Source organism: Pseudopedobacter beijingensis (assembly GCF_042678145.1).
GTDB classification, from domain to species: domain Bacteria; phylum Bacteroidota; class Bacteroidia; order Sphingobacteriales; family Sphingobacteriaceae; genus Pseudopedobacter; species Pseudopedobacter beijingensis.
On sequence record NZ_JBHUDG010000014.1, the window covers coordinates 35,003 to 47,652 of the forward strand.

9 protein-coding genes are annotated in these 12,650 nt (G+C 34.5%); 7 read left to right on the forward strand and 2 right to left on the reverse strand.

Translation table 11 applies throughout. The annotated features are described in order from the left end of the window. Positions 1 to 183: 183 nt before the first annotated feature. From chrA to ybeY, 4 genes are all read left to right on the forward strand, one after another. A complete protein-coding gene (gene chrA / locus ACFSAH_RS09430) occupies positions 184 to 1,512 on the forward strand; it encodes a chromate efflux transporter (RefSeq protein WP_379662478.1) in 1,329 nt (442 codons plus the stop codon). Positions 1,513 to 1,622: 110 nt separating this feature from the next. Beyond that, positions 1,623 to 4,886 carry a DUF4175 family protein gene (locus ACFSAH_RS09435; RefSeq protein ID WP_379662479.1) on the forward strand — a complete coding sequence of 1,088 codons (3,264 nt, stop codon included), beginning with the start codon at positions 1,623 to 1,625 and terminating at the stop codon, positions 4,884 to 4,886. Positions 4,887 to 4,891: 5 nt separating this feature from the next. Further along, positions 4,892 to 5,320 carry an ATP-binding protein gene (locus tag ACFSAH_RS09440; protein ID WP_379662480.1) on the forward strand — a complete coding sequence of 143 codons (429 nt, stop codon included), beginning with the start codon at positions 4,892 to 4,894 and terminating at the stop codon, positions 5,318 to 5,320. A gap of 30 nt (positions 5,321 to 5,350) precedes the next feature. After that, entirely contained in the window at positions 5,351 to 5,782 is a 432-nt protein-coding gene (gene ybeY, locus ACFSAH_RS09445; RefSeq protein ID WP_379662481.1) for an rRNA maturation RNase YbeY, read from the forward strand. 96 nt (positions 5,783 to 5,878) lie between these two features. Here ybeY and ACFSAH_RS09450 read toward each other — a convergent pair whose 3' ends face one another. Both ACFSAH_RS09450 and ACFSAH_RS09455 read right to left on the reverse strand, forming a co-directional pair. Next, entirely contained in the window at positions 5,879 to 6,367 is a 489-nt protein-coding gene (locus ACFSAH_RS09450) for a hypothetical protein (protein WP_379662482.1), read from the reverse strand. Between the two features lie 797 nt (positions 6,368 to 7,164). Then, a complete protein-coding gene (locus ACFSAH_RS09455) occupies positions 7,165 to 7,878 on the reverse strand; it encodes a pirin family protein (RefSeq protein WP_379662483.1) in 714 nt (237 codons plus the stop codon). Positions 7,879 to 8,134: 256 nt separating this feature from the next. On the opposite strand from ACFSAH_RS09455, the gene ACFSAH_RS09460 reads away from it, so the two are divergent. From ACFSAH_RS09460 to mnmG, 3 genes are all read left to right on the forward strand, one after another. Continuing rightward, positions 8,135 to 8,791 carry an NAD(P)H-binding protein gene (locus ACFSAH_RS09460; RefSeq protein WP_379662484.1) on the forward strand — a complete coding sequence of 219 codons (657 nt, stop codon included), beginning with the start codon at positions 8,135 to 8,137 and terminating at the stop codon, positions 8,789 to 8,791. Further along, positions 8,788 to 10,650 carry an ABC-F family ATP-binding cassette domain-containing protein gene (locus ACFSAH_RS09465; protein ID WP_379662485.1) on the forward strand — a complete coding sequence of 621 codons (1,863 nt, stop codon included), beginning with the start codon at positions 8,788 to 8,790 and terminating at the stop codon, positions 10,648 to 10,650. Before ACFSAH_RS09460 ends, ACFSAH_RS09465 begins: the two co-directional genes overlap by 4 nt. 98 nt (positions 10,651 to 10,748) lie before the next feature. After that, positions 10,749 to 12,611, forward strand: coding sequence for a tRNA uridine-5-carboxymethylaminomethyl(34) synthesis enzyme MnmG (gene mnmG / locus ACFSAH_RS09470; RefSeq protein WP_379662486.1), 1,863 nt, complete (start codon positions 10,749 to 10,751; stop codon positions 12,609 to 12,611). Positions 12,612 to 12,650 lie beyond the last annotated feature (39 nt).

Genomic DNA, 12,650 nt, shown 5'->3' on the forward strand with positions numbered 1-12,650 from the left:
CTCATTTAGAGAATTATACAGACCCAATAACATGTTTGCTTATTCCGGAGTCTGAGATTTCTTAAAGCTTTTTATTCGCTTAGCGTGTTTTACCCCTATTGCTTAGGGAAAGGACAAAAATGCATACCAATGAGCAATAAACCATTTTAATATTAAACAAATAGCCTGTAGTTGCGGCATAACATGCAGAATTTAAAAACAAGTAAAATCTCCCCTCCCTCTTTCACAGAAGCTTTACAATTTTGGTTTATTTTAGGTTGGATAAGCTTTGGCGGAACCACCGGCCACATCACCATTATGTATGATTATCTGGTTAAAAAAAAGCAGTGGATCAGCGAAAGTAAGTTTTATCATGCCTTAAACGCCTGTATGATTCTACCCGGGCCAGAAGCTCACCAGCTTTCCATATACATTGGCTGGAAACTACATGGTATAAAAGGCGGTGTTATATCGGGCATATTTTTCGTTCTCCCCTCCATGTTTATCCTTTTAGGATTAAGCATTGTATATTCAGTTTACGGAAATACACCCTTGTTACTGTCTTTATTTGAAGGTTTAAAACCCGCCGTTTTAGCAATTATCCTTTATGCAACCTGGAAAGTAGGCAAAAAAGCACTCCTTACTCCCGTTCATTATTTAATTTCGTTAAGCGCATTTGTATTATCGTATTTAGTACATGCTCCTATGCCCTGGATTATTCTTGGTGTAATTATTTTTGGTGCCTTGATGAGCTTAATCGCCCCAAAATATATCCACAATAAATCCGAGAATGCGGTAAAAAAAGACGTCGAAGAAAAATATTATATCCATTCAAACCAACCCTTAGAAAAGCCCTCTTCAGCAACCGTAATCAAACAGGCGGTTATATTTTTACTGCTGTGGCTACTGCCCTTTTTATACATAACCTATTTTTTAGCCGATCCGATTTTCTGGAAAAAATCATCTTTTTTATTCACCGAAGCCGCTTTACTCACCGTTGGCGGATCGTACACCGTAATTCCTTATGTAGCCAATCTGGTAACCAATAAACTCATGTGGTTGTCTAAAACCCAAATGATAGACGGATTTGCACTGGCAGAAACCACACCCGGTCCGTTGGTTATTGTTCTTTCCTATGTTGGTTTTATGGCGGCATTTAACCATTTTGACGGATCTATACTGATGGGAACCATTGGGCTGGTAGTTGCCAGTTATTTTACCTTTCTGCCTAATTTTATGCTTATTTTTATGGGAGCGCCTCTTATAGAAGGAGCTCAAAAATATGCTCCATTACAAATTATTTTATCTCTTATAACAGCAACAGTTGTTGGTGTAATTGTTAACCTGGCCTTTTATTTAGGCGAAGAAATCTTATTTACCAAACACCACGTTTCTTTTGCTACTGTAAACTGGACTTCTTTATTATGGGTATTGTTTTCGCTCTTCCTCTTAAAGAAATACAATATTAATATGCTTTATTTGGTATTAATAAGTTTAGTATACGGATTGTTGTTATATTTTGCCCATTTTTAGTAAAACGGATAAATACCATTGGTAAACAATATCTTATCATTTAAATAATCTAAATATTGGAATTGAACCGCTTAATTCAGATTTTTATAGGTTAAAGCATATTGCCTAAAATGATATACGAAGATTTTATCCAAAAGATAGACGACTTTATCCGAAAGTATTACCTCAATAAAATGCTCAGGGGAAGCATTTTCCTATTTGTGGCAGTACTCGCTTCGTTTCTTATTTTGGTAATTGCCGAATATTATGGTTACTTCTCCCCGCTCCTAAAAACCATATTATTCTACATATTTTTAATATCGCAATTATTGCTAGCCTATTTTATGGTAATTAAACCATTGTTAGGTTATCTAAAATTAGGGAAAACATTAAATTATAATCAGGCAGCGGATATTATTGGCAAACATTTTCCGGAGATAGGCGACAAGCTAACCAATACATTGCAGTTAAAAAACAGCCCCAACCACCAACAAACTCAATTAATACAGGCTGCTATTAACCAGAAAATAAGCCAGATGCAGCCCATACCGTTTGTATCTGCCATAAAAATTAACGAAAACAAGAAATATATACCTTATGCTCTTTTCCCCTTAGGGATTATTATTATTCTGGCTTTCTGGGCGCCATCCATATTAAAAGATGGAACCGAAAGAATTATAAACCATAGCAAGGTCTATCAGAAAAAAGCACCTTTTAGTTTTCATATCCAAAATAAAACATTAAAAGCCGTTGAAGGAGAAGACTTTCTGTTAAACCTTAAATTAAAAGGGGAAAAAATACCACAGGAAATTTATCTGGAAACCAACAAAAGCTCCTTTAAGCTTAAAAAAAACGATATCCTTCATTTTTCCTATCTTTTTAAAAACCTGCAGGAAAGCCAGTTCTTCAGGTTCAGGGCCGGAGAATTTTATTCGGAAAACTACGAGCTTAAAGTCAGCAAAAAACCGCTGATTACAAAAGCATGGGCACAATTGAGTTATCCTAAATACCTGAATAAACCAAATGAAACTATTGATAACATAGGAGATTTTACCGTACCGGAAGGCACACAAATAACCTGGCATTTTAATACCGTAAACACCAAACAGCTATTTTTTACATTAGATGGCAAAACCCTTTTACTTAACAGCCCCGACCATAAAAGTTTCAAAATTGTAAGTACCCTAAAAGAAAGCACTCCATATTCTGTAAAAACAAACGAGGCCAAAGATTCTCTCACCTATCAGATCAATATTATCAAAGATGCCTATCCTCAAATAGAGATAGAAGAAAAAATAGATTCTGCCAATGCCCGCGTGATCTATTTTTTAGGAAAAATAAGTGATGATTATGGCCTTAACCAGCTCAGCTTCCATTATACATTAAAAAATCAGAATGGGCTCAAGCATTATAAAGTTCCCATTAAGTTTAGTGGAAACACGCATAGCAATTTCATGTATTTCTGGTCTGCTAATGCCCTAAAAATACAGGACGGAGACGAAATTGAATACCATTTTGAAATTAGTGACAACGATGGCGTAAATGGCCCAAAAACAACAAAATCTACGGAAAAAATCTATCGTTTATCTACCACAGAAGAAAACTTTACCAAGGTAAACGAGAGTAGCGAAGCCGTAAAAAGCAAGCTTCAAAATGCCGTAAAACAATCAAAAAAGCTACAAGAAGATGCCCGCAAGCTTAATCAGGAATTGCTGAACAATAAAAACTTTGACTACGAGCAACAAAAACAAGTTAAAGAATTACTGGAAAAACAGGAAAAGCTGGAAAAACTGCTCAAAGAAATTAGCGAAGAGAACAAGAAAAACATGCTGGAAAGAAGCCAGATAGAAAAAGATAAGGAGCTGCTGGAAAAACAAAAGCAAATACAAGAGCTTTTTGATAATGTACTGGACGAAAAAACAAAGGAACTGCTAAAAAACCTGCAAAAATTACTGGACGAGAAAAACAAAGACACCCCTCAGCCAGATAATATGAAACAATTGCAGAATAACCATAAGTCTATGGAAAAAGAGCTGGACAGAATATTGGAGTTATATAAAAAATTAGAGGCAGAACAAAAACTGAATGAAAGCATTCAGAAATTAGAAGAACTGGCTCAAAAACAAGAACAAAACAGCAAAGAAAACAATACACCAAAACAAAACGAGATTAATAAAAGCTTTAACGACATTAAGAAAGACCTTAAAGAAGCTAAAGAAAAAAACGAGGGCTTAGAACACCCCGATAATTTCGATTTTAAAGAAGATTTACAAAAAAACATAGAAAAAGATATACAAAACGCCGCCGAAGAACTGAAGCAGCAGCAAAAAGATAAAGCATCCAAAACGCAGAAAGACGCTGCACAAAAGATGAAAGAGCTGGCCAACAGCCTTAAAGCCATGCAACAGGAATCTGCAGAGCAACAATTAGATATAGATATAAAAACGTTAAGGCAAATTTTACAGAATCTTTTAAAAATATCCTTTGACCAGGAAAAGGTGCTTTTAGGCGTTAAAAACACCAATCCGAACGATCCAAAATTTAATGATCTGGGAAAGAAACAACGGGAAATTAAAGATAACTTTAAAATAGTGGAAGATAGCCTCTACAATTTGAGTAAGAAAGTACCACAAATATCCACAGCAGTAAATAAAGAAGTGGGTCTGATAAACAACAACATAGCTGAAGCATTAGAAAATATTCCGGATAGAAATATTATGCAAATAAACCGTAACCAGCAGTATGCCATGACTTCCGTAAACAACCTTGCACTGATGCTGAGTGAAGCCATGCAACAAATGCAGAATGCTATGAAAAATGCAAAATCCGGAGGAAAAGGAAAACCAAAACCGGGGCTGTCTGAACTTACAAAAATGCAGGAAAAGCTAAACCAGAATATGCAACAAGCCAAAGAGCAAATGCAAAAAAACGGAGCAGAAAAAGGGAAATCAGGCGAAAGTGGTATGAGTCAGCAATTTTCTGAGATGGCTAAACAACAACAAATGATTAGACAAACTTTGAAAGAGCTGAATGAAAGGATGAACAAAGACGGAAGCGGGAAACTGGGCAATCTGGAAAAAATAATGAAAGAAATGGAACAAACAGAGACAGAACTCGTAAACAAACGTATAACTCAAGAGTCTTTAAAAAGGCAGGAAGATATCAAGATAAAATTACTTGAAGCAGAGAAAGCAGAAAGGGAAAGAGAACAAGATTCTGAGAGAGATAGCAAAACTGGTAAAGATTTTGCACCAAATTATAACTTGATATTAGAAGAGTTTAATAAGAAAAAAAACAAAGACTCTGAATTGCTTAAAACCGTACCGCCGGGGCTAAATGATTTTTATAAGCACAAAAGCAATCAGTATCTGGAAAAGATAAAACTTGAAGAATAAATAATATGAGCGATTTAAAACAAATAGTAGATAAAGGGCTTTATTCTCTTCAACTTCCATCTACCGGTGCAAGCATTGCAACCGTAGAGAATTTTATTGATAATCTGGTTTCCAAACTCAATATAGGAGCCGATGTTTATGCCAATCTGATGACTTGTGTAAACGAAGCCGTATCCAATGCCATAGTTCACGGAAACAAAGAAAATCCGACAAAAATAGTCTATATCAATATAGAGAATATAAACAACAGAAGATTAGTTTTCTCAATAGCAGACGAAGGAGATGGATTTAATTTTAATAACCTGAAAGATCCAACTGCACCAGAAAATATAGAAAAACTAAGCGGCAGAGGTATTTTTATTATGAAAAAACTGGCCGATCAATGTGTTTTTAATACTTATGGCAACGAGGTAGAATTACATTTTAAATTATAATTTGCGTTCTTTTGCAGCAAAGAAGCATCAATGAAAAAACTACCCATTAATTTTTTTCAGGAAGAAGTTAATTACAAATTAGCAGATATTAATAAAGTCCGTTCTTGGATAAATGAAACTATTGAAGCAGAAAAGCACCAATTGGGCGAGCTAAACTTCATTTTGTGTACAGACGAATATTTATTAAAAATAAACCAGGAATACTTAGATCACGATACCTATACAGACATTATAACCTTTGATAATTCGGAAGAGGAAGGTTGGATTTATGGAGATATTTTTATCAGCATAGAACGGATAAAGGAAAATGCAAAAAGCTTTGGCGTAAAAACCGCAGACGAATTGCATAGAGTAATTATCCATGGAACCTTACATCTTTTAGGTTACCCAGATAAAAGTAAATCCGAAAAACAATTAATGACCCAGAAAGAAGATTTTTATTTAGGGAGAAGAGCGTTTTAGCCTCTTTTTTTAGTTTAATAACTAAAGTGCTATAAATAGAATATAAATGTTTTCTGAATGATTGAAAGATTTAACAGAAAACATTACAAACATCTTTTACATGCTTTTCAGATGGTGCAACATTAAAAAACCGCCCAATCCAATGGAAACAAAAGGATATCCTTTTTGGGAAGACATTAAATAATTATATCCTATTTTGCCATTTAGAAAACTTAAATATTCTACATAAACACATGGGCTTATACGAAATTGGTTACCCCTATCTTTATTAAAATCAAACAGGTAACCGGCCTGCATATTGGCAGAAATTAGAAAATTCTTATGCTTATTATCAGAAATAAACTGTACAAATGTGATCTGAGGAGATAGCCCAGAGGGCTGTAATGGGTTTTTACTCGTATAATCTGCCCCAATTGTAAAATCGTATTTTTTATCAGATTTAAAAATAACCGGAATATTAACCCCTGCCTGAAACATTGTCCGCTTGTCTTGTTTAATGCCTAAACTCAGTACCTGTGAGAAAGCAGGAAACCAGACCATTATACCTGCTACCATTAATAATAAACGAATGTACCTTATATTCATCGCATTTGCTTTTCTCAGGATATTGATCACCCGCAGATTAAAACCAAGGTCAGGTAAATTTATTAAAAAATAACATCAATAGCTCACAGACTTAATTTACTGATATTGAATAATCTGCACCATACCCTTATAATTTAATGGATTTAAACTGTAACTCCCAGATTCAAAGAAATTAGATTTAAGTCATATAAAAGGTTTATTTTTTTGAAATCTAATAAAACTTATGCTCCTGTTTGGTCTCGCTTTTATGGTTAAAACTAACATAGCCAGAATTTAAGGAGGAAGTAGAATTCTGTTCCTGGGGAAAAGGCATACAAGTTCTCATTTTTTCCAAGATGAATCCGTATTTTCTCCAAGGTGAGTCCATGTTTTTGTACAAAAACATGGACTTTTAATGGATTCTTATAGTTAACAGTATTTACAAATAGAGAACTTGGTTTATATCTTTCCTTAAGCTGTCTGCCTTTAAGTGTGAAGTAGTTTAATTTAAAAGTTGAGATTAGATCCTTAATTTTTTAGGTGATAACAAAAGAATGCAGGTAAAAAGCCCAGATAATTATACGGCTATGCCATTTAAACTAAGGTTTAAAAAAACTGTGCTGGTTAAATAGAGTGGGTTATTTCAATTTTTCGTTGTTAGTATATTCTTAGCACAACGTTTTCTCTAGAAATTAATCTTAATCCTGCGCTAACTTTAATTGGGAGGTAGCAGTCTATTTTATAAAAAAGAACAAACTGTATCAACAATTAAAATTTCTTACAATTTGTTTTGATACAGTTTGTTTTTGGATTACTTCTTATCCCATAGGTACTTCTATGATTAAAAACTTTGAGTCTTTTAAAGCTTTTATATCAAACGATCTATCTCCCGTTAACCCAATTGCATCTCTTTTATCTAAAATCTCTCCAGCAAGCTCTAACTGGCCTTCAAGCAAAAACACATAAATCCCATTATTTTCGTTATGCAATTTGTAAGAATCGCTGTAAGATTCATCAAAATTAGCCAAAGAGAATCTGGCATCCTGATTAATCCATACCGCCTCGGTATCTGCTTTATCCGGAGATACTACCGTTAAAAAATGGTTATGCTTTTTAGCTTCGTCAAAAGTTTTTTGTTCGTACCTGGGTTCAATATCCTGTACTTTAGGAAATACCCAAATCTGTAAAAATTTAACTGCCTCGCTATCGCTTCCATTAAATTCAGAATGCTGTACTCCTGTCCCGGCACTCATAATCTGTACATCTCCGGTTTTAATTTCTTTTTTATTTCCCATACTATCCTGATGTACTAATACACCCGATAAAGGGATAGAGACTATTTCCATGTTGGCATGCGGGTGTGTCCCAAACCCTTTGGAAGCTGCCACATAATCATCATTTAAAACTCTCAATAACCCAAAGCCCATTCTTTCAGGATTGTAATACTGTCCAAAGCTAAAGCTATGATGACTATCTAACCATCCAAAGTTGGCCGCTCCTCGTGTATTTGCTCTATGAATTATCTTTTTCATATCTGTCTGTTTTATATTATATGTTTAAACACACAATTTTTATTCCAAAAGATAAATACTGGTTATTAGGCTATTAAATACTTGACAATGGTAATCAATAAAGACAATATGTCATATTAAATGTTTAAACATATAAATTCACTGACATTTATTCCTTGATAAAATCATCTGAAAATAATAATTAAAAATGTTTAGCTAGAGATGTATTTAATACAAAAAAGCAAATGCGTACTTTTGTAAACTAAATTTAGGATAATTGGGTTTAAATGCAATCATATTAGGTTCAAGTGGGTTAGTAGGTGGCCATCTGTTGGATTTGCTGTTACAAAGTAAAAAATACAGTCATGTCAAGGTCTTTGTAAGACGACCTTTAGATAAAAAGCATCAGAAATTGGAGCAGATAGTAACAGATTTTAGTGATATGAAAAAACTGGAAAAGCTCATGACAGCCGATGTCCTTTTTTCTTGTTTGGGAAGTACTAAAAAAAAGACCCCAGATAAAAAAGATTATATATTTGTAGATAAGACCATTCCTGAAACATTTATAGAAATGGCTGCAGTAAAAGGCTTACAACAACTCCACCTTGTATCTGCAATAGGTGCAGATTCAAATTCAACCATATTCTATAATCAGTTAAAAGGCGAATTGGAAGATATAGTAAAACAGAAACAGATTCCTTCTATCCATATCTATCAACCTTCTTTGATAATGGGAAACAGAAATGAATTTAGATTGGGAGAACGCATAGCCTCTGCCCTATTTAAACTATTAAATCCACTGATGGCAGGCTCTTTAAAAAAATACAGAAGTATAGCAGCTTCTACTATCGCACAGGCCATGTACCAGGTTTCATTAAACAACAGAAACGGAATTTATACATATACTACAGAAAAAATAAAGGAACTAGCGTGAGTATTATATCAGCAGAACAACTAGGCCATGCCTATAATGATAATTGGCTTTTCAAAAATTTAACGTTTGGCATACAGCAAGGCCAACGTGTGGCTTTGGTGGGCATAAATGGAGCAGGAAAGTCTACCCTATTAAAATTACTGGCAGAACGTTTTAAACCCAGCGAAGGAAAAGTAGTAAAAGCAAAGGATATCCGTTTTGGATATCTTGAGCAGGATCCAAAATTTGATGGTTCTACCACTATAAGCGATTATGTATTTAGTGCAGATAACAGACAACAACAGGTTATTAGAGAATACGAAGAATTACTGGAACAATCTAATCCAGATATAGAACTGATTAATAAGCTTACAGAAGAAATAAGCAATCTGGAAGCCTGGGAATACGAACACCAAATTAAAACCATTCTGGGTAGGCTGGGTATTTCTAATCTGGAAAAAGAGATTACTACCCTATCAGGTGGACAAAAGAAACGTCTTAGTTTAGCTAAATTATTAATAGACGACCCTGAAGTTTATATTCTAGATGAGCCTACAAACCATTTAGATATTGATACCATAGAATGGCTGGAGAGCTTTTTAACTACCGGAGGAAAGACCATATTGATGGTAACCCACGACAGGTATTTTCTCGATAATATTTGTAATGAGATTATAGAACTTGACGGTGGAAAGGTATTTAGTTATAAAGGTAAATATGCCTACTATCTGGAGAAAAAAGCAGAACGCGAAGCTATAGATGAAGCTACCTTAGCTAAAAACAAAAACCTGTTAAAAAAGGAATTGGAATGGATGCGTAGAATGCCTCAGGCACGTGGAACTAAATCTAAAGCCAGAAAGGATGCTTTTTACGATCTAGAAGAAAAAACAAAAGGTATATCATCTAAAGACTCTGTTTCTTTAGATGTAAAAATGAGCAGGCAAGGAAATAAGATATTAGAGATAGATAATATTTCAAAACACTTTACAGATCAGTCTGTCATCAACAACTTCTCTTATGTCTTTAAAAAGGGTGATAAGATAGGCTTAACCGGGAAAAACGGAACGGGTAAATCTACTTTCCTAAATATTATAACAGGAGAACTCAACCCTGACGAAGGAAAAGTAGACAAGGGAGAAACAACGGTATTTGGTTATTATCACCAAAGTGGCTTAAAATTCGATGAAGACGAAAGAGTGATAGATGTTGTTAAAAATATAGCGGAGTATATTACCCTTTCTGATGGAAGTACCATTAGTGCGTCACAGTTACTCACGCTATTTTTGTTTCCACCTAAAAAGCAGCATGGTTTTGTAAGCTTATTAAGCGGAGGAGAAAAAAAACGGTTACACTTAATGAAGGTTCTTATTAAGAACCCTAATTTTCTGATACTGGATGAACCTACCAATGACCTGGATATTGATACTTTAAATGTGCTGGAAGAATTTCTGGAAAATTTCCCTGGTGTATTAATCTTAGTATCACACGACAGGTATTTAGTGGATAAGCTTACCGATCAGCTTTTTATTATGGAAGGAAACGGGGAAATTAAAATATTCAATGGAAACTACAGTTCTTACCGTATTGAACAGGAAGAGCTTAAAACCAAAGAAAAGTCTATAGTAAAGACAGAAAACAAACCTACTCCCCTACCAACAAAAGAAAAGAGTAAATTAAGCTATAAAGAAAAGCTTGAATTTGATAAACTTAGTGCAGATATAGAAACCCTAGAAATAGAAATAAAAAAACTAGAAACTGCATTAGCTAATGAATCCAGCGACATAGATAAGATCAATCAAATAATAGAGCAATTGGAAGAAAATAAAGAATCTCTGGAAGAAATGAGTTTTAGATGGCTGGAATTATCGGAAAACGCTTAATGTTCCACGTGAAACATACAGTAATATTTCACACTTAACTTATTTAATAGTTTTTAACATAAAATCGAAATGTTCCACGTGGAACATATATATACAAAATGTTTAATAAATACGATATAATAGTTGTAGGTGCCGGACATGCAGGATGCGAAGCTGCTACTTCTGCAGCAAACTTAGGCTCTAAAGTTTTATTGATTACCATGAATATGGGAACAATAGCACAAATGAGCTGTAATCCGGCAATGGGTGGTGTTGCAAAGGGACAAATATTAAGAGAGGTAGATGCACTGGGTGGTAAATCTGGTATTATATCTGATACTTCTACTATTCAATTCAGAATGCTAAACAGATCTAAAGGTCCGGCAATGTGGTCTCCAAGAACACAAAATGACAGAATGAGATTTGCCGAACAATGGAGAATGATGTTAGAGTCTACTCCTAATCTGGATATCTGGCAAGATATGGCTAATGGATTAATAGTAAAAGGAGACCGAATTTGCGGAGTTAGAACTTCATTAGGTGTAGAAATAGAAGCTAAAGCTGTTGTATTAACTAACGGTACTTTTTTAAATGGCGTAATCCATATTGGAGAAAAAAGAATGGGTGGTGGCCGTACAGGAGAAAAATCGGCAACGGGAATAACTGAAAATCTGGTGGAATTAGGTTTCGAATCAGGTCGGATGAAAACAGGTACCCCTCCCCGCATAGATGGTCGTTCGCTAAATTATTCTTTAATGGAAGAACAATGGGGAGATGAACAAACCGGAAAGTTTTCTTTTACAGATACTCAAACAACATTAAAACAAAGATGTTGCTGGATAACCTATACTAACCAGGAAGTACATGAAACCTTAAAAGAAGGTTTTGAAAAATCGCCTATGTTTACTGGTCGTATCAAAGGTTTAGGTCCCAGATATTGTCCATCTATAGAAGATAAAATAAACAGATTTGCTGAACGCGAAAGACACCAGATATTTGTAGAACCGGAGGGGGAACATACAGTAGAAATGTATATCAATGGTTTCTCTACCTCCCTACCCGAAGATATTCAATACAAAGCCATCAGACTAATTCCCGGATTTGAAAACGTTAGATTATACAGACCTGGCTATGCCATAGAATACGATTATTTTCCACCACAACAATTGGATCTTACTTTGGAAACGCTGAAAATAAAAAATCTATTTTTTGCAGGACAAATAAATGGAACTACGGGCTATGAGGAAGCAGCTGCTCAGGGTTTTGTTGCGGGTGTAAATGCGCATCAGAAAATAAACGATAAACATGAGCTGATACTAAAACGCAGCGAATCTTATATAGGTGTTTTAATAGATGATCTGGTAACTAAAGGAACGGAAGAACCTTACAGAATGTTTACTTCAAGAGCAGAGCACAGGTTACTTTTAAGACAAGATAATGCGGACGAAAGGTTATCTCCTATTGGTCATCAACTGGGATTGATAAGTGACGAGCGTATGCAAAAAGTTACGGATAAGATTAATAATGCCGAAGCTATTATAGAAAAAACTAAGGATATAAAAATAAGTGCCGATCAGGCTAATTCTTTTCTGGAAGAATTTGGAACTAGTGCTTTAACACATGGAACTAAATTACATAATCTTTTAACCCGGCCACAGATAGATATGGATAAATTGCGAAAAATGTCATCGCAATTTAACGACTATCTCCACCAGTTTGATAATGAAACTATAGAACAGGCAGAAATAAAAATCAAATACGAAAGTTATTTTGAGAAAGAGTATGAGATAGTAGAAAAGATGAAAAAGATGGAAGATAAAGAAATCAATCCAAATTTTGATTACAATTCGCTAACTTCATTATCTAAAGAATCCAGAGAAAAACTGATGAAAATAAAACCAAGAACTTTGGGACAGGCATCCAGAATTTCGGGCGTAAAACCATCAGATATTACAGTTTTAATGGTACATATGTCAAAATAAACATAAATAACTGATTATCAGTATTTTAAATAAAATTAA